Annotated in this window: 23 protein-coding genes and 1 tRNA gene; 14 read left to right on the top strand and 10 right to left on the bottom strand. The window is 61.6% G+C overall.

The genetic code is table 11. The features are described from left to right. The first annotated feature begins 185 nt into the window (after positions 1-185). Genes O2N64_RS04895 through O2N64_RS04880 form a run of 4 tightly spaced genes read left to right on the top strand, consistent with a single transcriptional unit; the run spans position 186 to position 5516 of the window. On the top strand, positions 186-2060 hold the full coding sequence (locus tag O2N64_RS04895; protein ID WP_271079159.1) for a peptide MFS transporter: 1875 nt from the start codon (positions 186-188) through the stop codon (positions 2058-2060). Between the two features lie 7 nt (positions 2061-2067). Further along, positions 2068-3471, top strand: a complete 1404-nt coding sequence (locus tag O2N64_RS04890) for an amidohydrolase (RefSeq protein ID WP_271079158.1) — start codon at positions 2068-2070, stop codon at positions 3469-3471. Next, the gene (locus O2N64_RS04885; RefSeq protein WP_271079157.1) at positions 3468-4838 is read left to right on the top strand and encodes an amidohydrolase family protein; all 1371 of its coding nucleotides are present in this window, start codon (positions 3468-3470) and stop codon (positions 4836-4838) included. Before O2N64_RS04890 ends, O2N64_RS04885 begins: the two co-directional genes overlap by 4 nt. Before the next feature lie 3 nt (positions 4839-4841). After that, the gene (locus tag O2N64_RS04880; RefSeq protein WP_271079156.1) at positions 4842-5516 is read left to right on the top strand and encodes an NnrU family protein; all 675 of its coding nucleotides are present in this window, start codon (positions 4842-4844) and stop codon (positions 5514-5516) included. Here O2N64_RS04880 and O2N64_RS04875 read toward each other — a convergent pair. The 7 genes from O2N64_RS04875 to rpe form a co-directional block, all read right to left on the bottom strand. Beyond that, positions 5507-6301 (bottom strand): alpha/beta hydrolase, encoded by a 795-nt coding sequence (locus O2N64_RS04875; protein ID WP_271079155.1) that lies wholly within the window; start codon positions 6299-6301, stop codon positions 5507-5509. The genes O2N64_RS04880 and O2N64_RS04875 overlap by 10 nt on opposite strands. Positions 6302-6327: 26 nt before the next feature. Further along, positions 6328-8265: a 1-deoxy-D-xylulose-5-phosphate synthase gene (gene dxs, locus O2N64_RS04870; RefSeq protein ID WP_271079154.1), complete on the bottom strand. Its 1938-nt coding sequence runs from the start codon at positions 8263-8265 to the stop codon at positions 6328-6330. A 75-nt stretch (positions 8266-8340) separates the two neighbouring features. Further along, a complete protein-coding gene (locus O2N64_RS04865) occupies positions 8341-8814 on the bottom strand; it encodes a Fur family transcriptional regulator (protein ID WP_271079153.1) in 474 nt (157 codons plus the stop codon). Between the two features lie 35 nt (positions 8815-8849). Then, on the bottom strand, positions 8850-9527 hold the full coding sequence (gene msrA / locus O2N64_RS04860) for a peptide-methionine (S)-S-oxide reductase MsrA (RefSeq protein ID WP_271079152.1): 678 nt from the start codon (positions 9525-9527) through the stop codon (positions 8850-8852). Between the two features lie 254 nt (positions 9528-9781). Further along, a complete protein-coding gene (purH, locus tag O2N64_RS04855; protein WP_271079151.1) occupies positions 9782-11371 on the bottom strand; it encodes a bifunctional phosphoribosylaminoimidazolecarboxamide formyltransferase/IMP cyclohydrolase in 1590 nt (529 codons plus the stop codon). A 10-nt stretch (positions 11372-11381) separates the two neighbouring features. Beyond that, positions 11382-13223: a heparinase II/III family protein gene (locus O2N64_RS04850; RefSeq protein WP_271079150.1), complete on the bottom strand. Its 1842-nt coding sequence runs from the start codon at positions 13221-13223 to the stop codon at positions 11382-11384. Then, the gene (rpe, locus tag O2N64_RS04845) at positions 13220-13885 is read right to left on the bottom strand and encodes a ribulose-phosphate 3-epimerase (protein ID WP_271079149.1); all 666 of its coding nucleotides are present in this window, start codon (positions 13883-13885) and stop codon (positions 13220-13222) included. The genes O2N64_RS04850 and rpe overlap by 4 nt, the downstream gene beginning before the upstream one ends. A 222-nt stretch (positions 13886-14107) precedes the next feature. On the opposite strand from rpe, the gene O2N64_RS04840 reads away from it, so the two are divergent. Beyond that, on the top strand, positions 14108-14596 hold the full coding sequence (locus O2N64_RS04840) for a DUF2141 domain-containing protein (RefSeq protein WP_271079148.1): 489 nt from the start codon (positions 14108-14110) through the stop codon (positions 14594-14596). A 4-nt stretch (positions 14597-14600) separates the two neighbouring features. On the opposite strand, the gene O2N64_RS04835 is transcribed toward O2N64_RS04840, so the two are convergent. Continuing rightward, on the bottom strand, positions 14601-15485 hold the full coding sequence (locus O2N64_RS04835) for a hypothetical protein (RefSeq protein ID WP_333781577.1): 885 nt from the start codon (positions 15483-15485) through the stop codon (positions 14601-14603). Beyond that, complete coding sequence (locus tag O2N64_RS04830; protein ID WP_271079147.1) at positions 15482-16510, bottom strand: diacylglycerol kinase family protein; 1029 nt, start codon at positions 16508-16510, stop codon at positions 15482-15484. The genes O2N64_RS04835 and O2N64_RS04830 overlap by 4 nt, the downstream gene beginning before the upstream one ends. A 228-nt stretch (positions 16511-16738) precedes the next feature. On the opposite strand from O2N64_RS04830, the gene O2N64_RS04825 reads away from it, so the two are divergent. Further along, positions 16739-17950, top strand: a complete 1212-nt coding sequence (locus O2N64_RS04825; RefSeq protein WP_271079146.1) for a M20 metallopeptidase family protein — start codon at positions 16739-16741, stop codon at positions 17948-17950. A gap of 46 nt (positions 17951-17996) precedes the next feature. Here O2N64_RS04825 and O2N64_RS04820 read toward each other — a convergent pair. Continuing rightward, positions 17997-18073, bottom strand: a tRNA-Arg gene (locus O2N64_RS04820). Between the two features lie 125 nt (positions 18074-18198). Here O2N64_RS04820 and O2N64_RS04815 point away from each other — a divergent pair. The 8 genes from O2N64_RS04815 to O2N64_RS04780 all read left to right on the top strand — a co-directional run bounded on the left by O2N64_RS04815 (position 18199) and on the right by O2N64_RS04780 (position 25279). Then, a complete protein-coding gene (locus O2N64_RS04815) occupies positions 18199-18609 on the top strand; it encodes a hypothetical protein (RefSeq protein ID WP_271079145.1) in 411 nt (136 codons plus the stop codon). 72 nt (positions 18610-18681) lie between these two features. Continuing rightward, positions 18682-19200, top strand: a complete 519-nt coding sequence (locus tag O2N64_RS04810) for an MmcB family DNA repair protein (protein WP_271079144.1) — start codon at positions 18682-18684, stop codon at positions 19198-19200. Between the two features lie 64 nt (positions 19201-19264). Continuing rightward, entirely contained in the window at positions 19265-20005 is a 741-nt protein-coding gene (locus tag O2N64_RS04805; protein ID WP_271079143.1) for a sterol desaturase family protein, read from the top strand. Beyond that, complete coding sequence (locus O2N64_RS04800) at positions 19978-20436, top strand: DUF2141 domain-containing protein (protein ID WP_271079142.1); 459 nt, start codon at positions 19978-19980, stop codon at positions 20434-20436. The genes O2N64_RS04805 and O2N64_RS04800 overlap by 28 nt, the downstream gene beginning before the upstream one ends. A gap of 121 nt (positions 20437-20557) precedes the next feature. Further along, a complete protein-coding gene (locus tag O2N64_RS04795; protein ID WP_271079141.1) occupies positions 20558-21991 on the top strand; it encodes a PAS domain-containing protein in 1434 nt (477 codons plus the stop codon). 200 nt (positions 21992-22191) lie between these two features. Then, a complete protein-coding gene (locus O2N64_RS04790; RefSeq protein WP_271079140.1) occupies positions 22192-23151 on the top strand; it encodes a phosphatase domain-containing protein in 960 nt (319 codons plus the stop codon). Between the two features lie 52 nt (positions 23152-23203). Then, on the top strand, positions 23204-24574 hold the full coding sequence (locus O2N64_RS04785; protein WP_271079139.1) for a M48 family metalloprotease: 1371 nt from the start codon (positions 23204-23206) through the stop codon (positions 24572-24574). 9 nt (positions 24575-24583) lie between these two features. Next, on the top strand, positions 24584-25279 hold the full coding sequence (locus tag O2N64_RS04780; RefSeq protein WP_271079138.1) for a DsbA family protein: 696 nt from the start codon (positions 24584-24586) through the stop codon (positions 25277-25279). The last annotated feature ends 53 nt before the right edge of the window (positions 25280-25332 follow it).

Below are 25332 nucleotides of genomic sequence, written 5' to 3'. Positions count from 1 at the left end.
CGTGTCAGGTCAAGTAGGCCTAAGGCCCGTAGCCGGGATGGCGGGATAGTTTCGCGGGCAACCGAAACGGCTTCACATTGGTAAAACAATCGTTAGTGTGCCCGCGCAATGCGGCCTCGCCAGAGAGGCCCGATCAAGAAGGCTTGGGAAGAGCCGATAAATGTTTCACGGGGAATTCGCACAATATGACCGAACTTAAAGAGCTTGCGCTGTGGAATTATGCAGACTGGGCGGCGGCGATCTCCGTCCTAGTGCTGGGTGGCTTCCTTATTGGCGGCGCCTTTGCCATCACGCGCCCGCAGGACGAAGTTTTGGGCCACCCCAAGGGCCTCTACATGCTGTTCTTCGCCGAAATGTGGGAGCGTTTCTCCTATTACGGCATGCGCGCGCTTTTGACGCTCTACCTCGTCAAGCATTGGCTTTTCGACGATAGCAATGCGAACCTCATCTATGGTGCATACACCAGCCTCGTTTACATCACTCCGGTGCTGGGCGGCTGGCTGGCTGACAAATACCTCGGCCAGCGCAAGGCAGTACTGTTCGGTGCCGTGCTGCTGACGGCAGGTCACTTCTTCATGGCATTTGAAGGGGACGGTTCGGGCTATGCCAACGATTCCACGGTCAACATCTTCTGGCTCGCTCTGGCGCTGATCATCGTCGGCTCGGGCTTCCTGAAAGCCAATATCTCGGTGATGGTCGGCCAGCTTTATCCGCGTACCGATATTCGCCGCGATAGCGCCTATACCATCTTCTACATGGGCATTAACCTCGGCGCGGCCACGGGCGTGCTGATCGCAGCCTACATCGGTGAAACGGTAAGCTGGGCATGGGGCTTCGGCCTTGCCGGCTTCGGTATGCTGCTGGGCCTCGTCGTGTTCGTGCTCGGCAAATCGCTGCTGCGCGGCAATGGCGAATCGCCCGTTCCTGCCAAGCTCAAGGAAAAGGTAGCAGGCCTCAATCTCGAGTGGCTGCTGTATGTCGTCGGCCTTGTCGGTGTTGCGGTGATCTGGGTGCTGATCCAGTATCAGGAAACTGTCGGCTGGATTCTCCTGCTCTCGGGCATTCTGCTGCTCGGCTATGTGCTCCAACAGGCGCTGTACAAGCTGCCGGGTGAAGACGGCACGGTCAGCAAGGGCTCGACCACCGGCATCTTCTACGGCGGTGTGGCTGCGCTGCTGGTTGCGGCAGCACTGATGTTCTACCAGAACGGCACGAGCCTGATTTCCAACGCAGTGGGCGGACTGGGCCTCATCCTAGTCATCGCAGCAAGCGCGATGGAAGCGAAGAAAAGCGAGAACTATGCGCGTGACCGCGTGTTCGCGATGATCTTCGTGATCCTGCTCATGCCGCTTTTCTGGGGGCTGTTCGAACAGGCCGGTGGCTCGATGAACCTCTACACCGATCGCCATGTCGATCGCGGCGGTATCCCGACCACATTCTTCCAGTCGATCAACCCGATCTACATCATCGTGCTCGCACCGCTGTTCGCCGCCGCATGGCAGTGGATGGCGCGCGGCGGGTGGGAACCCTCCGCCATTGCCAAGATGGGTCTCGGCATCGTGCAGATGGGCCTCGCCTTCGTGGTCTTCGTATGGGGTGCAGAGCAGTTCAGCGTTACGGGTGAAAGCGGCGCGCTGCTGACCCCGGTGCTGTTCCTGTTCCTCTTCTACCTGCTGTCGACCACGGGTGAGCTCTGCCTCAGCCCGGTTGGCCTTTCGGCGATCAACCGCCTCTCGGCGCGTCACATGGCCAGCCTGATGATGGCAGCCTTCTTCTTCGGCACCGCAGGCGGCAACTACGTCGCCGGCTTCATGGGCTCGCTCATGGGTGAAGGCGAAGGCGGCGACATGACTCGCGAAGCCGCGTTGGAAGTCTATTGGGCCATGGGCCTTGTGGCTGTCGGCATCGGCGTGTTCGTCACCATCGTCAGCCCGCTGGTGAAGAAGCTGATGCATCTCGACAAGCTGACAGACGACAATGTCGGCGACGATCTTGCCGGTCAGTCCGAAGGGCCGGGCGAAGCGCAGGGCGCAGGCATCCACCCCGAAGTGAAGGGATAAGAAGCGAATGGACCGTCACAATTGGAAAGGCGGTCCAGCCGCCGCATTCACGAGCATAATCGCGCTGGCGCTGACCGGCTGCGCAGCGGCATCGGGCGCCACCGGCCCCGAAACCACCGCTGCGCCTGCCGCAAGCGACGCATCGAGCGAGCCATATGCGTCTACCTATGAACGCTATCCGGGCGTGCCGACGGCATTGGTCGGCGCGACCATTTACGATGGCGCTGGCGGACGCATCGAGAACGGCGTGGTGCTGTTCGCGAACGGCGAAGTGGTGGGTGTGGGCGATTCCAATCTCGCTATTCCCGAAGGCTATCTGGAAATCGACGGCACCGGTCGTTTTGTAACTCCCGGCATTATCGACATCCACTCGCACCTCGGCGATTACCCTTCGCCCAGCGTTCCAGCGCATAGCGATGGCAATGAGGCGACCAGCCCGACTACGCCTGAAGTCTGGGCCGAACACTCGGTCTGGCCGCAGGACCCGGGCTTCAGCCGCGCGCTGGCCAATGGTGGGATTACCTCGCTGCAGATCCTCCCCGGTTCGGCGAACCTCATGGGTGGCCGCTCTGTAACGCTCAAGAACGTGCCCAGCCGCACGGTCCAGGGCATGAAATTTCCCGGCGCGCCCTATTCGATGAAAATGGCCTGCGGTGAAAATCCGAAGCGCGTCTACGGTGGCCGCGGCCGCATGCCGTCTACGCGCATGGGCAATTTCGCGGTCAATCGCGAGACATGGATGGAAGCGCAGGCGTGGATGGAGCGGGACAATCCCGGCCGCGATCTCGCCATGGAAACGCTCGCCGGTGTGCTCGATGGCGAGATCGGCATCCAGAACCACTGCTACCGCGCCGATGAAATGGCGCTCGTCCTCGATATGGCGGATGAGTTTGGATACCAGGTATCCGCATTCCATCATGCCGTCGAAGCGTACAAGATCGCCGATATTCTGGCAGAGCACGATGTCTGCGCGGCCGTCTGGGCGGACTGGTATGGCTTCAAGATGGAAGCCTATGATGCGATCCCCGAAAACGCTGCACTATTGCACAATGCGGGCGCCTGCGTCGTCATCCACTCGGATGATGAGAATGGCATCCAGCGCCTCAATCAGGAAGCCGCCAAGGCGCAGGCAGACGGCATCCGCATGGGCTTCGATATTTCCGATGCCGATGTGATCGGTTGGATCACTCTCAACGCCGCGCGCGCCATGGGTATCGATGAGATGACGGGCAGCCTAGAGGCCGGCAAAATGGCCGACATCGTCTTGTGGAACGGCGATCCGCTTTCCGTTTATTCCCGCCCCGAAATGGTCTGGATCGACGGCGCTCTCATGTACGATATGAACAATCCGCTGATGCGCCCGGTGAGCGATTTCGAGCTTGGCCAGCCCGGTGAAGGAGATGTGAAATGAAGCGCCTCCTGACTTTCGCCGCCTCGGCCATAGCGCTCGCCGCCAGCCCGCTCGCCGCACAGGATATTGCCATCACCGGCGCGACCGTTGCGACAGGCGATGGCAGCGATCCGATCGAGAATGCCACTGTCGTCGTACGCGGCGGCCGCGTGATTGCTGCTGGCGCTGGCGTGCAAGTGCCCGCTGGCGTGCCTGTGCTCGATGGCACGGGCGCATGGGTGACACCCGGCATCTTCGCCTCGATTACCAATATCGGACTGGAGGACGTTGCGGCCGTTTCGTCGAGCAATGATATCGATGCGGACGATTCTCCTTTCAGCGCGGCGCTTGACGTCGCGCCCGCCATCAATCCGCAGGCTCAGGATTTCAGCTACAGCCGCGCGGGCGGCGTCACCCGCGCGAGCGTTACGCCGGGCGCAGGCTCTTCGATCTTTGCAGGTCAAGGCGCGGTCATCGATCTCGGTGCCGATTTCGACGCTGTGCGTGAAGCGCGCGCTTTCCAGATGGTGGAAATGGGGGAACGCGGGGCGCGACTGGCCGGTGGCAGCCGAACCTCTTCGCATGCCCTGCTGCGCAACGCCCTTCGCGAAGCAGCCGATCTTGACGAGGTGGGTCGGCTGCGCACGGTGACGGACAATGGCCGTGTTCGCAGCGGCGACGATCTCTCGATAGATCCGCGTCTGGCAGGACGGGCAGAGCGCGAGGGCGATGTCCTGCTTTCCCGCTTCGATGCCGCCGCACTGGTGCCTGCCCTGCGCGGTGAACAGCAGCTCTATATCCGCGTCGAACGCGCGAGCGATATTCTCGCAGCGATTGCCCTGCGCGAGGAATTCCCCTCGCTCGACATGGTGATCGTGGGCGCGACAGAAGGCTGGATGGTCGCAGACCAGATCGCCGCGTCGGGCATTCCGGTGATCGCAGCTGCCCTGCGCGACTTGCCCGCCAGCTTCGAACAGCTTGCAGCCACGCAGAGCAATGTCGGCCGCTTGGTCGATGCCGGTGTCACCGTCGCCATCGCGCAATATGACAGCAGCGGAGAGCACCCGCGCAATCTGCCGCAAATGGCGGGCAATCTGGTCAGCATCAACAATGTGCCGGGACATACGGGGCTGACCTGGGGTGAGGCGTTTGCCGCGATCACATCGGTGCCTGCGCGCATTGCCGGCCATGCCAATGAAGGCGTGCTGCGAAATGGTGCGCATGGCGATCTGGTGCTGTGGGATGGCGATCCGCTGGAAGTGAGCTCTGCCCCGATCCGCGTGTGGATCGATGGCGTTGAACAGCCGCTGGAAAACCACCAGACACGGCTGCGCGAACGCTATCGTACGCTGGACGAAAGCCAGCTTCCGCCAGCCTATCGGCGCTAGAGGATGGATCCGGCACTCACATCGCTGATTGCCGCGAGCGTCACTTTCGTCGGCACGCATTTCGCGCTCTCGCATCCCTTGCGCGCGCCAATTGTGCGGATAGTGGGAGAGCTCGGCTTCACCATCATCTACTCGATCGTGGCCTTTGCCGCGATTGCCTGGATGGCGCATGTCTTTGGCGAAGTGCAGAGCGGATCTCTCGGTGGCAGCGGCGATGTGGGATGGGTCATCGCGACTGTGCTGACCCTGCCCGCCATGGTGCTGCTGCTCGGAAGCTTCATAGCCAATCCGGCCTTGCCCGCTCCCGGCGCGGAGAAGGCGGCCCGCAAGGAGCCTGCGGGCGCTTTACTCGTGACGCGCCATCCGATGATGTGGGGCATCGCGCTCTGGGCGGTCTCACACATCGTGATGTGGTGGAGCTGGCGCACCAATGTCGTCGCGCTCGCGATCCTGATACTCGCCCTCGTCGGTGCGCGGCTGCAGGATCGCAAGAAGGAAGCGCTGATGGGCGAGGCATGGGCCGAATGGGAAAGCAAGACCAGCTACTGGCCCAAATGGAGCGCGTTGCCGAAAGCAGGCTGGAAACTCTGGCTGCTCGGCACCACCGCATGGCTCGCCGCGACTTATGCGCATATCCATATCGGCAATGTGCCAGCGGGGATCTGGCGCTACGTCTGATCGTCGGCGGTGCTGAGGAACTGCGCAATCCGCTCCTGCACCGGCTCATGCACTACAAGGTCGTGCCCCCAACCGGGATAGGTCTCGATCACCGTATCATCGCGCACCGAAGCTAGCGATTGCGCCTGCTCCAGCGCGATCAGCGAATCCGCTTCGCCGTGTAGGATCAGGATCGGTTCGCCGATTTCGGGCAGTTTCTCGTCATTGGCGTAGCGATCGGTCAGAAGCATGCGCACCGGCAACCAGCGCAGCTTGCGCGAAGCGGTTTCTTCAAGGCTGTCGAACGGTGAGATCAGCACGAGCGCCCGCGCGCGGACTTCGGTCGCAAGCTGCACCGCGACCCCCGAACCGATGGAATTGCCCACAAGCACGATATCGCTCTCGGCAAGGCCCTGATCCTCGCGCAGATACTGCCAAGCGCCCCGCGCGTCTTGATAAAGGCCATCTTCCGACGGCGTGCCGGGATTGCCCGAATAACCGCGATATTCCGCTGCGAGCACGCCGTATCCCTGCGCAGCAAGCTGATCGGTCACCATGGCGGAAGCCTGCCAACTGGAGGCATTGCCGTGGAAGAACAACATAGTCGGCATGCCTTCGCGCGCCGGCCGGTAGCCGGAGGTCAGCTCCAGCCGGTCAGGCGTTGTGTAGCTCACCCGCTCGAACCCTGCAGGCACATCGTTGCGCGTTACGGGTGGAGCGTAAATCAGCCGATGCTGGTTCAGGTAGACGAGCGCGATGAGCGCGCCATAGATCATGACAAGGAGCAGGACGACGTAAGCAACCATCCTCAGCCCCCTTCGCAATCGCTGGCTCAGGCCCGCGCCTCTTCCACACCTGCTGAATTGTGCCGCAGGGCGTTCAGCACCGTCTCGACGATATGCGGCGCGTTGAGGCGCGCTTCGTCATATTGCTTCGCCGGATCATCGTGATCGAGGAACACGTCAGGGAGGCGCATCGTGCGGATTTTCAGGCCGCCATCGGTCAGCCCCTCATCGCTCGCCATTGTCAGCACATGCGCGCCAAGGCCGCCGATTGCCGCTTCCTCTACCGTCACCAGCACATCGTGCGTGGCAGCGAGCTTGCGGATCAATTCTTCGTCGAGCGGCTTTGCAAAGCGCATGTCGGCGATGGTCGTGGTTAGGCCCTTGGCTTCCAGCTCTGCCGCTGCTTTCTTCGCTTCTTCGAGACGCGCACCGAGCGAGAGAATGGCGACTTTGCCGCCCTTATCCGCATCGCCTTTGACGATCCGGCCCTTACCGATTTCAAGCTTCTTGAGGTCGGTCGGCATTTCAACGCCCACGCCGTTGCCGCGCGGGTAACGGAAAGCGATCGGGCCGCTGTCATGCTCGACAGCGGTGTAGGTCATATGCGCAAGCTCCGCCTCATCCGCCGCCGCCATGACGACGAAATTGGGCAGGCTGGCGAGATAGGTAACGTCGAATGAGCCAGCATGCGTCGCGCCATCGGCACCGACAAGGCCGGCGCGGTCGATGGCAAAGCGAACCGGCAGGTTCTGGATCGCCACATCGTGCACCACCTGGTCATAGGCGCGCTGGAGGAAGGTCGAGTAAATCGCCGCGAAAGGCCGCATACCCTGCGCCGCGAGGCCAGCGGCGAAAGTCACGCCGTGCTGCTCGGCAATACCGACATCGAAACTGCGATCGGGGTGGGCTTCGGCAAACTTGTCGACGCCCGTACCGCTCGGCATGGCGGCGGTGATGGCGCAGATGCGCTTGTCGGTTTCCGCCAGCTTCGCCAGCGTTTCACCGAAGACATTCTGGTAGGCAGGTGCGCCCGCCGCGCTCTTCTTCTTTTCGCCGGTTACCACGTCGAATTTGGGCACGCCGTGATATTTGTCGGCGCTGTTTTCAGCCGGATCGTAGCCTTTGCCCTTGGTCGTCACGACATGGACGAGGATCGGGCCCTGCTCGCTATCGCGGACATTCTCCAGCACCGGGATCAGGTGATCGAGATTGTGCCCGTCGATCGGGCCGACGTAATAGAAGCCCAATTCTTCGAACAGCGTCCCGCCGGTCACCATGCCGCGGGTGTATTCTTCTGCCTTGCCGACTGCCGAATGCACGCGGCGGCTGATCTTGTTGGCGACTTTCGAGGCGAGGTTGCGCAGGCCGAGATATTCGCTCGATGACACCATGCGCGCCAGATAGGCGGAGAGACCGCCCACGGGCGGCGCGATCGACATGTCATTGTCATTGAGGATCACGATCAGGCGATTGCCCGCCTGTTCGGCATTGTTCATTGCTTCATAGGCCATGCCGGCGCTCATCGCGCCATCGCCGATTACCGCAATCGCCTTGCCCGGCTTGTCATTCAGCTTGTTGGCGACAGCAAAACCGAGGCCTGCGGAAATCGACGTCGAGGAGTGCGCTGCGCCGAAGGGATCGTATTCGCTCTCGCTGCGCTTGGTGAAGCCGCTAAGGCCACCGCCCTGACGCAGCGTACGGATGCGGTCACGGCGACCGGTCAGGATCTTGTGCGGATAGGCCTGGTGGCCGACATCCCAGATCAGCCGGTCATCGGGCGTATTGAAGATGTAATGGATCGCCACGGTCAGTTCGACAACGCCGAGGCCGGAGCCGAGGTGGCCGCCGGTGGAGCCGACGGCGTCGATCATTTCATTGCGCAATTCATCGGAAAGCTGGCGCAATTGCTCCGGTTTCAGCTTGCGGAGATCTTCGGGCGTATCAACCGTATCGAGCAACGGCGTATCAGGGCGTGATGCAGTCATAGGCTATGCTCTACACCGCATTTTCTGGCCTGTCGATGAACGGTTTATCGACAATTCTGCACGTTCTGGCGCAGCCTAGCTCGCGCAGTCGCTGCACAGACCGCGCAATTCCACCACCGGGCGGACATTCGTATAGCCATGCGCCTTGCCCGCATCGCGCAGGGCATTGGTTAGCTTGTCGTCATCGAAATGCTCGGCCTGCCCGCAATCGTCGCAAATCAGGAAGATGCAGTCATGGCGGCAGCCCGGGTGCGTGTTGACAAGATAGGCATTCGCGCTCTCGATCCGGTTGGCGAGATTGGTGCGCACGAACAGGTCGAGGATGCGATATACGCTATTGGCCGCGACGCGCTTGCCGCGCACTTTGCCCACATCTTCGGCGATATCGTAGGCGCTCGCGGGACGGGCCTTTTCTGCCAGCACGCGGAACACGTCCTCGCGCATGGCCGTCCATTGCTCGCCCGCTTCGCGCAGGACTTCGGCTGCCTCTTCGACGAGCTGGTCGCCAGAGTGCTCTGAATGGTCGTGGTGCTTATGCTGTGTTGCCATGCGCCCTACATAGGTGCTGGCGCGTCAAACAGCAATCAGCCGGTGCGGAAGCGTGAACGGAATAGCTGCGGGAAATTGGCCTGCAGCGCCCGCACCTTGGGCATGTCCCACCGGCGGATGTAGCCGCTGTTAGGATTCCGCAGCAAATAGTCCTGATGATATTCCTCAGCCTCGTAGAACCGACGATAATTCTCGATCCGCGCGACGATGGGATCATCCCACACGCCTGAACGCTCCATCTGGCGCAAATAGGCCTGCGCAACAGCGCGCTGTTCCCCGCTCATCGGGACGATGGCAGTGCGGTAATGCGTGCCGCGATCGGGGCCCTGCCGGTTGAGCAGGGTCGGGTCCGCACCCACCGAGAACAGGATCTGGAGAAGTTGGTCATAGCGCACGACCGACGGATCATATGTCACCCGCACGCTTTCCGCATGGCGGGTATAGCCGCTGGTGACGCTCCCGTAATTGGCGTTTTCAGCCGTGCCGCCGTGATAGCCGGCCACTGCGCTGGTCACACCGCGCGTATGGCTGAAGATCGCTTCGATGCCCCAGAAGCATCCGCCTGCAAAAACGGCGGTCTGCAACCCGCTTTCATTGGCCTGGCGTGCTGCCACAGGCGCGTCGAACACCTCTTCGGCAGAAGCGCTGGTGGCGGGCAGTGCGCAGGCGCTGAGGCCCAGCGCGAGAGCGGCGAAAAATGGTTTGGCTTGCATCAAGCTCCTCCTGAGTTCGGAAGGATATTCGCTGCCAGCAGGACAGCGGTTACTCCAAAACCCAGGAAAAATGAGCGATACAGATCAGAAGAAAAGAGAGACATTGTAATGTAGTCCGGCGGCAAGTGTTATTGGCAGTGTTCGCTACGGTTTAGCCGGTGGTTACTGACGACCGACTGAATTCGCACGTTGCCAATTGTTCATCTGCCGCTTGTCGCCGCACATGGTTAAATTGCCGCTAATGTGGCGGATGTTTAGTGTTTGAAGTGCCGCATCCCGGTGAAGACCATCGCGATGCCCGCTTCGTCCGCAGCCGCGATCACTTCTTCATCGCGCATGGAGCCGCCCGGCTGGATGACCATTGTCGCCCCGGCTTCGACCGCGCTCAGCAAGCCGTCGGCGAAGGGGAAGAAAGCATCGGATGCGACCGCGCTGCCCTTGGTGTGCGGCTCGTCCCAACCAGCTGCCTCTGCTGCTTCGCGCGCCCTGACAGCGGCAATGCGCGAGGAATCGCGGCGGTTCATCTGGCCGGCACCGATGCCCGCCGTCACGCCATCCTTGGCGTAGACGATCGCGTTGGATTTGACATGCTTGGCGACTTTCCAGGCAAACAGAGCGTCGGCAATTTCCTGATCAGTAGGTGCGCGTTTGGTGACGACCTTGAGGTCGCTTTCGCCCACCACGCCATTGTCGCGCGACTGGAACAGCATGCCGCCCGCAATACTTTTCATTTCGAGACCCGGGCGCGCCGGATCGGGAAGCTCGTCCAACATCAGTAGTCGCAGGTTCTTTTTCTTCGCAAAAGCCTCGCGCGCTGCATCGTCTGCGCCGGGCGCAATGACGACTTCGGTGAAGATCTGGGTGATCGCTTCAGCTGTCGGCCCGTCAAGCGGGACGTTGCTGGCGACGATACCGCCAAAGGCCGAAACGCTGTCGCACGCCAGGGCGCGCTGCCACGCTTCGAGCAGAGTATCCGCCACGGCGACGCCGCACGGGTTGGCGTGCTTCACGATGACAATCGCGGGCTTGTCTGCCGGAAACTCGGCGACGAGGCCCAGTGCCGCATCGGCATCATTCAGATTGTTGTAGCTGAGTTCCTTGCCCTGCACCTGCTGAGCCTGCGGCACGCCGGGACTTGCCGGGCCAGCCGGAAGATAAAGCGCAGCCTGCTGGTGCGGGTTCTCGCCATAGCGCAGCGTGTTGCCAAGATTGGTCGCCACCGTCAGCGCCTCGGGGAATTGCGCGCCCTGATCGGCGAAAGCGAACCAGCTGCTGATTGCCGAATCGTAAGCTGCGGTGGCAGCGAAGGCCTTTGCTGCCATGCGCTTGCGGAAAGCGAGCGTCGTCGCGCCATTGTGCTCGGCCAGCTCGTCATAGAGTTCGGAATAGTCCGAAGGATCGGTGACGATGGTGACATAGGCGTGATTCTTCGCGGAAGAGCGCACCATGCTCGGCCCGCCGATATCTATATTCTCGATGATCGTATCGCGATCGGCGCCGCTCATCACCGTATTCACGAAGGGATAGAGATTGACGATCACAAGATCGATCGCGCCGATATCGTGTGCTTCCATCGCTGCGGCATGATCGGGATCGTCCCGCACGGCGAGCAGGCCGCCATGCACCATGGGATGCAGCGTCTTGACGCGGCCATCCATCATTTCGGGAAAGCCTGTCAGATCGGACACATCGCGTACGTCCAGCCCGGCATCGCGAAGAGCGCGCGCCGTGCCGCCGGTTGAAACCAGTTCGACACCCGCCTTGGCCAGCCGTCCGGCGAGTTCGACAATACCGGTCTTGTCGGACACTGAAAGGAGTGCCCGCTTGATCGCAACGTCCGTCATTGTGTGAATTCTATCCCATTTTCTTGAGCAGCCAGGCGAAATTGCCGCCCCCGCGCGAGGCGAGTCCCTGAATCACCAGCTGCTGTACCGGATGCGGGCGTCCGTTTCCATCGACCCACATGCTTTCTTCGATTTCGAGCTCTTCCGCGCCGGTCACGAATTGCCATAGCGCTCCGTCGGGCAAAAGCAGGCTGGCGCCGCGCTTGTTGTCGGACAGGGTCGCCTCGACATGGCGGCCGAGATGGAAGCGGATGGCGTAAGGCACCTTGCCACGCTTGCCCTTGCGCCCTGATGGCAGGAGCACGTCCTCTCCCCGCAGTTCGCTGCCATCATCGCGCAGGAGCAGAATCCGCTTGTGCATGAGGCCGAAGCGCGAAGCATAGCCATCGTGGCTGGCCTCGAGGCGCCGCGCGCCGCCATTGTCGAGCTGCACGGCGCGAACATCCACTTCGACTTCGGACACGCCATTGCCCAGCTTCCCATCGAGCAGCACAGCGGTGGAATTGGCATCGCCCAAAACCAGCGTCGAATGCGCTGCGGTGGCTCTCAGCCCCTGTTCGATGCGACTAGGCACCTGTCCGCCAGCAGCAGCCGCGCCGCCACAATTGACGATGAGTCGATAGTCGCCATGGCTGAATTCGAACGCCAGCGTGGATGCGCAGCCATTGCGCGCATGCCGCGCCAGAGCGGGCGGCGCTGCATCCACCTGCAGCACGGCGGGCTTGGCCGAAAGCCTCTGATAGCCCCAGCCGCGCGCTTCTTTGAGCGGACGCGCACGCACGCCGCTCGCTTCAATTAGCGCGGCGAGCCGGTCTGCCGTAACCGCAGTCGCCCCCTGCCAGCTGCCGAGCCCGCCATCGCCGTGTGTGACGGCAAGGAGCGGTGGCACTAGCATGGCGAGCACCGTCTCGACAGCTTCGGGCACATCGCGGCGGGTGGCGCGATAACATGCGGAGAGCTCGATCAGGTTCTCGATTGTCTGCAGCTGGGCGAGCGGATTGCGCGACAGCGCGCCGCCATCGTCGCCCACCAATTCGCCGAGCGCGCGGGCGAGGCCCGCCTCACCGAACAGGCGGCGCGGCTTGCCTTCGGGCAGCAGCAGGCCGGCGGCGATAGTGGCGCACCATGCGGCGACTTCGCCATGCCCATCCGGCGCGCGCGACGCGTTGCGATCGAGCCAGCGCGCTGTGCTTTCGATCGCGCTCAATACCTTTTGCCGCAATGCCTTGTCCTTGCCGGACAAGATCAGCGGAGCATGGACCAGCCAACCCAATTGGCGCAGCGCCGCATATTCGACTTTCCAAGCGGGGCCCTTGCCGGGTTTGGGATTGGCTGCCAGCCAGCTCGTCAGCACTCGCTCAGCCACAGCGGTGCATTGCGGGCGCGGCGCGCAAGCCTCCAGATCGCGGAGCCAGGTGAAACCATGTAGCACGCGCTCGAACGGCGGGGTGATCTTGGCAGTCGGACCGAAATCCACTTGAGCGATCGGCGCTTTGACACCGTAAATATAAAAGTGCCCCGCCCGAAGGGCCGTGCCCGCAGCAGGCTCACCGCGTAAGGGGCTTTCCACCGTCGCCAAAAGTTTTGGCCGGGCGGGCTTGCGAAAGGGCGAGACCAGCGTGCTGCCGGAAACACCCATGCGATAGGCCATGCGCATGAAGCGTTCGCTGGCGGAAAGCGCAGGCGGATCGAAATCGGTGACGACAAGCGCGCGGTCGGGCGTCAGGTCTTCGGTGCGCCCTTCATCGCTGACGAGCGACTCTTCAGCCACATTATCGAGCGGGAGCGCACGCTGGGCCTCTCCGCCATTTTCGCGCGTTTCGCGCTTCAGGCCGAGAGAATGCGCGTTCATTCGCCGCCTCCGCGAAGGGCTGCGATATTGGCGGCATAGTGATCGGGGCCGCCCTTGAAAGTGGCAGAGCCCGCCACCAGCACATCGGCACCTGCATCGATGCATTGCCGCGCGGTTTCCGGATTTACGCCGCCATCGACTTCGATCAGGACATCATGCCCCGCCTTGTCGATCATATTGCGAACCGCTTCGATCTTGCGCAGCTGCGATGAAATGAAACTCTGCCCGCCGAAGCCGGGATTGACGCTCATGATCAGGACAAGGTCGATTTCTTCGAGCAGGTAATCGAGCATTTTCGCAGGCGTCGCAGGGTTAAGCGAGATTCCCGCCTTTTTACCGAGGCCGCGGATCTGCTGCACCGTGCGATGCACATGCGGACCGGCCTCGGGATGCACGGTGATGATATCCGCGCCTGCTTCGGCGAATTCCTCCACCCACTGATCCACCGGAGAGACCATCAGATGCACATCGAAAGTCTTCTGCGTGTGGGGGCGCAAGGCCTTCACCACAGCAGGGCCGATCGTGAGATTGGGCACGTAGTGGCCGTCCATCACGTCGACATGCACCCAGTCGCACCCCGCCTCATCGATGGCGCGAACTTCCTCGCCGAGCTTGGCGAAATCGGCTGAAAGGATCGAGGGGGAGATGAGTGGTTGTGCCATGGTTGGCGAATACAGTTAAAGATGCGCGAATCGCGCCTCAAGCAGCGTAAAGCAGTTTTGCCCGCTTCTCCGGGGAAAACTCCGTATTTTACACCGCGAAACGAGTGCTTCAGCCACGGTTAAGTGGCCAAGATATAAAACTGCCCTCAATTATAGGAAAGTTGCGCAATGCTGGCGGGTATGTCGAAGCGTAGCTTTACCGCCCGTTTTATGGAAGAGATTATGCGTACTCGTTTTCTTCAATTCGCCGGCGCGGCGCTGATTGCCTTGGGCCTCTCGGTCCCGGCCTCAGCGCAGCAATATCGCCAGGAATTGCGCCATTCGACAACTCCGTGCCAAGGCGATGGCCCGGCGGTATGGATCAATGTGACCGATGTCGCAGCTTCGCGTGGCACGCTGAGGGTGCAGCTTTATCGCGGCACCGAGGGCGACTGGCTTGAGCGCGGCCGCTGGCTGCACCGCATCGAAGTGCCTGCCCGCGCCGGATCGCAGCAGGTCTGCATGCCCGTGCCCTCCACAGGCAATTATGCGATCGCCATCCGCCACGACCTGAACGGCAATGGCCGCACCGACATCACCAGCGATGGCGGCGGCATGTCGAACAATCCCAGCATCAATATCTTCAACCTCGGTCGCCCGAGTGTTGATCGTACACGCTTCTCCATCGGCCGCGAAGTGAAGCCGATGACGATCCGCATGCGCTACATGTAAGCGATCAGTCGGCGCGACGTTTTGCGCGCCAGACTTTGAACAGGACACCCGGTGCCGAAAGGACCGGGTGTTTTTCGCGCCACGGCGTGACTTCGACTTTCACGCCCGTATGCCGCTCCACTTTCCACGCCGCATAGCGTCCCGCGCCATCGAAAGTACGCGTGGCACGCAGCAAGCGTGCGATATTGAGCGCCTTCCCCCACCTCCTCGAGCGCTTCCATGACGCAAGCACCTCGCGTCGCTCTGTCTCGCCCATATGCGGCGTCAGCAAATCGCCGTCGCGCGTGAAGGGGATGTCCATGAAACGCAGGGCCTCGGCCAGCAGGCCGTCAAAATGCGCTTCGTTCAGATCGAGGATCGAATTTTCGCGCCCCGGCTTTTCGACACGCAATTCGGCCTTGTAAGTCTCGCGAAAGAGCGCCAGCCAGAACTCCCTTTCGGTGCCGGTTGCGGGACCAAGCGCAACAGCATGGCGAGCCGCTGTGCAAATAGCGTGCTCGATCAATGTGGCGATTTCTGTTCCGGTTTCATCGCTCCAAACGAGGGCTGACGGTTGCACGAAACGCGCCCATATCGTCGTATCGCGTGAAAGGCCCTTCGCCGCATAAGCGAATTTCGCGGCGGTCATGGTCGCGATCTTGGCGCGGAGCACTTCGCCATCATGTTCCCATTCGCGATAGGACACGGTCGGCCAGATGCCCTTTTCCGCCGGTCCGCGTGTCAGTACGTAAAAGTCCAGCACGCCCTCCAAGGAGCCGGTGCGGAGATTGGATCCGTAAAAGAGAACGGCCTTGGCGCCCGCTTCTTCACCGAGCCGCGCTGCAAAGGCGGTAATGGCGGGATCGACGTCACGAGCCAGCGCCGCTTCGACGCGGGCTGCCAGGCTCACGGAACGACGAAGCGCAGCGGTGTACCGGCGCTGAGGCAGTAATGGCCCGATGGGAACGCCTCGCCATCGAGGATGAAGCTTTCGGCGATATCCACTTCGAGCGTTTCGTCGCCCACCAGATGCGCTCCGCGGCGCATCGTCGCTTCGGTCGCATTCCCGCGCATCAGCGCGCCGATCCGCAGCAACAGGCCGCGGCGCGGATTGTCGAGAACGGCCATGCGCAGCGGCGCTTCCATTCCGCGGAAGGGATCGAGACCCGCCGGGAAGTTCTGCAGCGTCGATGCGAAGAGCAGGAAACGCTCATCCGCAGGCAGACCGCCATGATGCGCGATTTCGGTCCCATCGGCCCGGCGCAGCTTCATATAGGTGCCACGCCGCCAAGGGTTGCCTGCGCGACCGAACAGCGCCTGCAAAACACTCCAGGCAGCTGTCACACCCACAGCCGCAGCATTGAAAGCGCCAAGATCATGCGAGCGCTGGCCGAGCGCAATCGCGCGATTGAACACGCCTGCACCCATGATGAAGCCGCGCACTTGCGCCGCGGGATTCTCGCGCTGCGCAATGACCATTGGCCGGCGCCGCACGGTCTTACCCTGCTTCACCGCGGCAATCGCTTCATCAAGGCTCCACCCCGGCGGCAGGCCGAGATCGAGGCCGAGCGCGTTGGTCTTGCCATTGGGCAGAATGATGAGATCGGGCCAGCTATCGCCAAAAATGCCGGCACCGCAGGTCAGGATATCACGCACAGTCCCGTCACCGCCGTCGATGGCGATGCAATCTAGGTGCTTTTCGGCGAAATCGGTGAGAATTGCAGGAAGCTCGCTGCGCTTTTCGGGCGTGGCGACAATCACTCCCGGAGGCAGATCGCTGCTAGCAACGCCCTTGTTGTTGCGATGGCTGCGCGCATTGCGGATGACGCCGATCAGCGGCTCCTTGCGCATAGGTGGACGCACGAGTTCCGTCTCCGCTGCCTGGCGGGCATCGACCTGCGGCAAGCGGTCAAAAAGATGGATCGTCTTGTGCATCTCGCCTTCGCCTTACACATCGCCAGCCAACGCTGGCTATGCTCTTTACACGAAAGCATTCGCACTGTCATCGCAGTGCAACATAGCTCGCGCGCCATGATTTGCTTCGCCTGCGAGCAGCAAGCGGGTTACATTTCCCATCCGCCCGTGAGATAGGGTTCCTTTCTGTCTGCGCAACCGAACGGGGCGTTCGCGGGGCGTGAGGCATTCAAATTGCGGAGATATTTGATGCTCACCGAGGCTTTGCTCGATAATGCGCGCGAACACGAAGATGCCATCGTCTCGCTGCGGCGCGCCATTCATCTGGAGCCCGAACTGGGGCTGGACACGCCCAAGACGCTGGCAAAAGTCAAAGACGCGCTCGCCGACCTTCCACTCGAATGGCATGAGGGGCCAAGCTGCACCGGCGCAGTAGCCGTGCTGAAAGGCGCAAAGCCGGGACGCAGTGTGCTGCTTCGCGGCGACATGGATGCTCTGCCCATGAGCGAGCACACGGGCCTCGATTTCGCTTCGACTATTCCGGGCCGCATGCACGCCTGCGGTCACGATGCGCATACCGCCATGCTGGCAGGTGCAGCGCGGCTGCTGTCACGCATGCAGGACGAGATCGAAGGCGAAGTGCGCTTCATGTTCCAGCCGGGAGAAGAAGGCTTTCACGGGGCGCGCTTCATGCTTGAAGACGGACTTCTTGGCGGCACGGACGACTATCCGCTGCCCGATGCGGCCTTTGCCCTTCACGTCTGGCCCAACGCTCCGCACGGCCGGATTGAAGGGCGCACAGGTGCGATGCTCGCCTCTGCCGACATGATCGAGATCACCATCACCGGCAAAGGTGGCCATGCCTCCATGCCGTTCGACGCAGTCGATCCCATTCCCGTCGCCGCTGAGATCGTGCTGGCTCTGCAGGCCATGATCACCCGCCGCTTCAACGCGACGGAGGCGAGCGTCCTGACTTTCGGCAAGATCGAGGCAGGCACGACAAACAATGTCATTCCCGACAGCGCTTATCTGCTCGGCACGGCGCGCAATCTCTCGCCGGAACGCCGCGCCGCAGTGAAGGAAGCGATCGCGGAAGTGGCCGAGAACATCGCCCGCGCTCATCGCTGCTCGGCAGAGATCACGATCACGCCGGGCTTTCCCCCGACCATCAATGATGCGCGCGCAGTGACTTTGGGCGAGAGCGTGGCACGAACACTCGGCGGCGATGAGCCATGGGCCACCCGCCCAGCGCCCACGATGGGTGCAGAGGATTTCTCCTACGTCATCGAAAAAGTGCCCGGCGCCATGTTCTTCCTTGGCGTGGCTGCAGAAGGCGTCGACTGGCAGGGCTGCTGCGGCCTCCATTCCAGCCACATGATCCTCGATGAAACCGTGCTGCCCAAGGGCACAGCCTTCCTGGCCGGCTGCGCACTGCAATTTCTCGAAAAGGGCTGGGAATAGCGCCTGATACGCCAAGGGCGAGGCCCGCTTATGCAGGCCTCGCCGTTGGCGCACCCGACAGGATTCGAACCTGTGACCTCTGCCTTCGGAGGGCAGCGCTCTATCCAGCTGAGCTACGGGTGCCAGTCAGGGCAAGCCGCCTAGCAATGGCTGGCGCGCGCGCCAAGCGGAATTGTTGGCCGTTCGCTCGGCGTTCGCTAACTTCTTGGCAAGAGGTGCTGCGCTAAGCACGGCCTGTCATGAGCGCAATGTCACATATTTTTGGGCAGAATGTCCGGCACACAGGCGATATCTCTGCATCGGAAGCGATGGCCAATGCCTCTGCGCTCAGCATGCGCTGGGCGGCGCTGAGCGAGGCTGGCAAAGTCGTGTGCATGCTTGCCGGATTCGAGGAAGAGCGCAGCGACAAACGCGCCCGCAATTTTCCAGCGCTCATCCGCGATGCCGAACCCTGGCGGCGCGATCTTGCCAGCACCGGCTGTGCTGATCTGGCCGCAGTGATGGAGCCGGGTATCGCTGCGCTGCTGGCGATCAATGCCCGCGGTGCGGATTGCACCGCGGCGGCCAGCGCCCTGTGGGAAGAATATACCACCGCGAGGGCATCGATCCTCGGCCTGCTGCCGCCGTCTGGCGATATGGGCCCGCGCCGCAGCGCCTGAGCGCCCTACCAGCAAATCATCAGCGGTCGCGGAACGCTTGACCGTGTTCCCATTTCGTTCCAGTTTGCGGGCATGACTGATTCGCTCGTTTCCGCCGCGCCCACAGCGCCATCCGACAATCCCTTTTCGCTGCGATCGCAGGCGGTCGTGCGCGGCATTTGTCGTTTGTTCGCCCGCAACGATATCTGGGTTCTCGGCGAGATGGCGCTGCGCAATGGCAGGCGTGCCGACCTGATGGGCATCGACGCCAAGGGCAAGATCGTCATCGTGGAGATCAAGACCGCTCGCGCGGATCTGCTGGGCGATGAGAAATGGCCCGATTACCTCGATTTCTGCGATCGCTTCTATTGGGGCCTGCCGCCCGAGCTCGATCGCGCAGTCCTCGAAGGCGAAGATTACCGTCCCGATTGCTGCGGCATCATCGTTGCGGACGAATATGATGCGGAAATCGTTCGCCCTGCTCCCAGCCATCCGCTGGCGGCTGCGCGGCGAAAGGCAGAAGTGGAGCGGCTCGCGCGCGCTGCCCTGCGTCGCCAGATCATCGCAGCGGACCCGCAATGCGCCAGCTGGGGCAGCGAAATGGCGGGATAGGCCGCATAAATCGCAATTCAGGGTAGAGGATTATTCACCGGCAGGGCATAGAGGCGGCACTATCATGCTGATCGCCATTGTCCTCTCCGCTGTTTTGATGAGCGCCATCATCGCAGTTCGCTATTTTCTGGCAGGCGGTCTTTTCGCCTGGGCTACGCGGCGCGCCCGCCCAGGTCTGTATCAAGGTCTCCAGCCGCAGATCGTTCGCGAAATCGGCTGGTCGATGGCGTCGGCGATCATCTACGGCGTACCGGCGGGTATTATCGCCTGGGGCTGGCACAATCACGGATGGACGGAGATCTATTCAGAGATCGGCGCATTTCCGATGTGGTACTGGCCGCTTTCCGTATTTCTGTACCTGTTTGCACACGATACCTGGTTTTACTGGACCCACCGGCTGATGCACCGGCCCAAGTGGTTCAAAATCGCCCATGCAGTCCACCACGCCAGCCGCCCGCCGACCGCCTGGGCAGCCATGAGCTTCCACCCCGTCGAGGCGCTGACGGGCGCAATCGTTATTCCCGCGCTGGTCTTTCTCATCCCGATCCACGTGGGTGCTTTGGCGACTGTGCTGACCATCATGACAGTGATGGGGGTGACCAATCATATGGGCTGGGAAGTGTTTCCGCGCTGGCTCGTTCATTCACCAGCAGGGAAGTGGCTGATAACAGCGAGCCATCACCAGCGCCATCATGATGCCTATCGCTGCAATTATGGGCTCTATTTCAGATTTTGGGATCACTTGTGCAAAACAGACAAAGGCCTCGCCGACCCGTCATGGGATCAGCCCGCATCGCAATCCTGAGCGCTGTTTTGCTCGGTAGCCTTACTGCCGCGCCAACGGTCACAGCGCAGGAAGAGGGCGTGAACGTGACTGTGACGATCACCAATCTGCGCAACAGCGATGGCGTCGTGCGCGCTTGCATGACACGTGATGAAGACCGCTTCCCGCGCTGCCAGAATTCCGATCTGGGTTACCGCGTCGTAGTGCCGGCGGGTGAAGCCGCGACCCTACGCTTCCGCAATGTCGCACCCGGCACCTATGCCATTGCCCTGCTGCATGACGAGAATGACAATGGCCGTGCCGATCGCGCACTGGGCATGATGCCGACCGAAGGCTTCGGCTTTTCGCGAGATGCCCCGGTAAGGATGGGTCCGCCCGATTTCGAAGATGCCGCAATCGAAGTCGGCTCAAGCGCTGTCCAGCAGACGATCCGTATGCGCTACATGCTGTAGTAAACCATCATTTCCCGCAGACTTACGCTGCATAGCTGCGGGAAAAACCCGCGCAACTTCACGGAAAATTTACCACGTCGCGCCACAAAGGCCTCTGCCAACCAGGGAAAGGCTTTTCGGCATGGACACTTTGCGGGACAATTTCGGACCGCTCGACGCACTCGATCTGGACGGTTTTGCCGAACACATCGATCCTGTGGATGAGACGAACGAGACGGATGAGGCCGTGGATCACACGCCGCCTCCCGCCATCGGCACCGATGAGCGCCGCATGCAGGTGCGCGCCTATAATTTCTGGGCAAGCCTGCTGGAAGACCGCAATTTCCCCTCCATCGAAGATCTCGATCCCACGCTGCTGCCCGATTTTGGCCCCAACAGCGTGTTGCTCGATTTTTCGAGCGGTATTGAAGATCCGAGCATCAATTTTATCGGCAACGAGCTTGCCAAAGAATGCTCGACGGTCAGCAGCGAAATGCCCAAGCGGCTTTCGGAAGTGCCTCCGCGTTCCCTGCTGAGCCGCATTACCGATCACTACATGCAAATTCTGGCCAATCAGTCGCCGATCGGTTTCGAGGCGGAGTTTGTGAACGCGAACGGATCGACAATCCTCTATCGCGGCATCCTCCTGCCTTTCTCCAGCGATGATGAGACGATCGATTTCATCTATGGCGTGATCAATTGGAAAGAGCTGGCCGATGCCCGCTCTGCCAATGAATTGCTGCTCGAAATCGATCAGGCGCTGGATATCGACCAGGGCGAACAGGCGAATGCTGTCGACGAAGCGAACCTGACGGACTGGGCCGACGGTCCGGCTGCCTCCTTCGACATTCCCTCTATCGTCAGCGCGCTGAAAGGTGACGGCGATGGACAGGATGTGCGCCCATCCTTCGATCTCTCGGGCCAGTCCGATGTAGCGCACGACGCTGTTACAGTGGCCTCCGATGAGCCGCTGTCACTTGCCGACTGGCTCGCCGCCGCGCGCGAAACCGCACAGGAAGCGCGCAGCAGCGAGGAGCGGACCCGCGCGGCCCTTTACGAGGCTGTCGGCCGCGCATGGGATTTTGCGATCGCCGCGAGCGACGCGCCCGAAGCCTTCGCCGAACTGCTCGAGGATGCAGGCATTGCGGCGCAGGAACGCGCGCCGATGACGCCGATTGTGAAGCTCGTTTTCGGCGTGGACTACGACAAGACACGCCTGACCGAATATGCCGCTGTCCTGTCCTACGCACAGCGCCACGGGATCCCCCAAGGCGCGCTTGGGGAGCATCTCAAAGCCGCTGAAGGCGGTCTCAAAGCCATCGTGGCTGAAGAACGCGCTTTCCGCCGCGCCCTGAGCGGAGCACCGGTGAAAGCTTCGCGCACCGCGCCGCGCAGGGCTATTGCGAAGAAGCTGCGTGCTCTTTCGCCGAAGCCCCTGAGCGATGTGCCTGTAGTGGGCGAAGAATTCGGCTTGGTCATGATCCGTCGCACCGAGAGTGGCGAAGTGGTGGTGCTGGGGGAAGTCAGCGATGACGCGTCGCTGATCGAAAAAGCTGCCCGCAAGATCATCGACTAAGCGGTTTACCAAAGCCGCGCGTCGGAACAGGCGCGCGGTTTGGCCATTGCCTTGGCATGGTCTTTTCCCGCTTAACCGACACTCGCATCCAACCATATCTGGGCTTTCGCAATCAGGAGCGCCTGCGCCTGTCGATGCGAGCCTTACGCTCTCCTGCGCCGCGTTTTCACCGCAGGTCGCGCGTCGGGTCACTGCGCAAAATGCTCAGCCAGTTTGCCAGCCGCGAAGTCGAGGGTGTCGATGTGCGATTGGTCCTAGAACACGGCGACACAGTCCACGTGGATACGCGTGGCACCAGCGATAAAGAAGGCTTCGTGCATTTCGATCTCGAACTCGAAGCAAAGGCCGAACTACCGCAGCACACCGTCTGGGAAACCGCGCGGATCGAATGGCTCAATGCCGAAGGTCCGCAGCAGGCAGAGGCGCACATACTCGCGCCCGCTGCAAAATCCGACATCGCGATCATTTCCGACATCGATGACACGATCATCGAATCCGGTATCACGGGCGGCCTGCGCAATGTCGCACGAAACTGGCAGCGCGTAATCGCGCAAATGCCCAGCGAGCGGCACACGGTAGCGGGCGCGCCCGAGTTTTACGGTAATCTCGCAGGGCCGAGACGCGAATTGCCAGAAGTCGCGCTTCCGGCGAGCAAGCGGCCGTTTTTCTACGTGTCTTCCAGCCCGTGGAACCTGTTCTCCTACCTGCTCGCCTTCAAGAAAATGAATAATCTACCCGTCGGGCCGATGATGTTGCGCGATTGGGGGCTGAATGCGCAGACCTTCGGCTCCAGCAGCCATGGGGCGCATAAGGATCTGGCGATCGCCTCCATTCTCGGCATGTATCCGGACATGCGCTTTGCCCTCGTCGGGGACGATACGCAGGGTGACTTGCCGGCCTTTGCCAAAGCCGTTGCCGACAATCCCGGACAGATCGCTGCCATTTTCCTGCGCCGCGCCGCGGAGGAAGATTTCAGCGCAGATGAGCAATCGGCAAAGACAACGATCGAGGATGCAGGTGTGCCTCTGTGGCTGGGCGACGATTATGGGCAGGGGCATGAATTCCTCCGCTCCATCGGCCTTGCGCATGAAGAGGATGCGGAAGAAGTTGTCGAAACCGCCAGCGGCGTGAAAAAGCCGGACGCGCCGAGCGCTGCGTAATCTTCATTTCCCGTTCAGCGCCGGCACCGCTATGACAGGCTAGCTCATGCGCATGATCAAATCCCTGTTCGCCCGCTTCATTGCGATACTGGCTGTTTCTGCCATGCTTGTGCAGCCTGCCTCTGCGCAGGGCATTAGCATCCTTCGCGATGCGGAGACCGAAGCGCTGCTGCAGGACATGGTCGACCCGCTTGCGGACGCTGCCGGGCTTGGCGAAGGCGCGGTCGAAGTCGTTCTGGTGAATGACAATTCGATCAATGCTTTCGTTGCTGGAGGCCAGCGGATTTTTGTCCATTCGGGACTGATCAACGCTGCCGACAGCGCGCTGGAAGTGCAGGGTGTGCTCGCCCACGAGCTGGGCCACATTACCGGCGGCCACATCAATCGTTATTCGGAAGGCGCAGGCAATGCGACGCGCATTACTCTGCTTTCGGCCCTTCTCGCTGCGGCAGCGGCGCTGGCAGGCGGCGGCGGTGAAGCGGCCATGGGCATTATGGCGGCAGGCCAGCAGGCGGCCGTCGGCAGTTTCCTTGCTTTCAGCCGCACGCAGGAAGCCTCTGCCGATGCCGCTGGCGCACAATATCTCAGCGATGCGGGCATCAGCGGGCGCGGCAGCCTCGCCTTTTTTGCCAAGTTGCAGAATTACGAGTTCCGCCGCGGCATCAGTCAGGCGCAAGAGCGTGAATACAGCCGCACGCACCCGCTCTCCGGCAATCGCATTTCGCGGCTCGAAGCGGTGTACGAGGCCGATCCGGCATGGGATGACCCGGTCGATCCGGAATTGCAGGAGCGATTTGAGCGGGTGAAAGCCAAGCTGTTCGGATTCCTCTCGACGCCTGAGCGCACGCTGCAATTCTTCCCGGAATATATGGAAGGCGTCCCTGCGCGTTACGCCCGCGCTTACGCTTTCCATAAGGATGCGCGCATGGATGAAGCGATGCTTGAGACAGAAGCGCTGCTGGCGATAGAGCCCTCCAATCCGTATTTTCTTGAGCTGCAAGGCCAGATCCTGCTGGAATCGGGACGGGTGGCACAGGCTCTCCCGCCGCTGCGTGAAGCCACGCGGTTGACCGGATCGACGCCGCTGATTGCGACGCTTCTCGGCCACGCCCTGATCGCCACCGAAGATCCTGCCAATCTCGATGAAGCCGAAGCGGTCTTGCGCGCCGCTATCGGGCGGGACCGCGAAAATCCCTTCGCTTGGTATCAGTTGGGCGTCGTTTACGGCCAGCGCGGTGACACACCGCGTGCACGACTCGCCAGCGCTGAACAGCAGATACTTTCCGGCAATCCGCAGGGCGCTTTGGTGAATGCGAGTGCGGCCGAACAATCGCTTCCCACAGGCACGCCCGATTGGATTCGGGCGCAGGACGTGCAACTTCAGGCACGCGCCCAGCTTGAACGCCTCGCGGAACGCAACTAGCGTCTCGTCATGCGAAATATTCTCGCCACTGTCGCCATCGCGCTTTTCGCCGGTTTCGCCGGAGCTGCTGCTTGGGATTATTCCGGGCTCGGTCCTGAACGCACGCGCGATTACCTGATGGCGAACCCTGAAGTGCTGCCCGAAGCCATGGGCGAATTGCAGCGCCGCGACATGATGGCACGGGTGGAGCCGCTGCGGGATGAGCTGGAAATGCCCTACCCCGGCGCGGTACTCGGCAATCCCGACGGGGCACTCACTCTGGTGGAATTCAGCGACTATGCCTGCGGTTTCTGCCGCCAGAGCCTGGAACACGTTAATCAGTTGATCGCAGAAAACCCCGATCTCCGGGTAGTGATACGCGAGTATCCGATCCTTTCAGCAGGCAGCGCCGATGCCGCGCGCATGGCGCTCGCCGCCGCGGATCAAGGCAAATTCGAAGCATTTCACAATGCCATGTTTGCACAGGATGGATTGTCAGCTGAAACCATCGAGGCAGCTGCGCAGCAGGCCGGGCTTGATTTGGCAGCAGCCAATGCTGCCATCGGTTCGGGCGCCTATGAGGCGCAATTGCAGAACAATGTCTTTCTTGGCCAATCGCTGCGCATCGCTGGCACCCCTGCTTTCATCGTCGGCGAGCAGGTGCACGACGGGGCGGTTGGCGTAGAGCTGTTGAGCGAGGCCATCGCCGAAGCGCGCGATTCGTAGGGCGAACACCAACCGCAGGAGGGCAACAGATGGAAAATCCTCTGACGCAGCGC

This window comes from Aurantiacibacter sp. MUD61 (assembly GCF_027912455.1).
Taxonomy (GTDB): Bacteria; Pseudomonadota; Alphaproteobacteria; order Sphingomonadales; family Sphingomonadaceae; genus Alteraurantiacibacter.
This window is presented reverse-complemented; position numbering and strand designations above follow the sequence as displayed.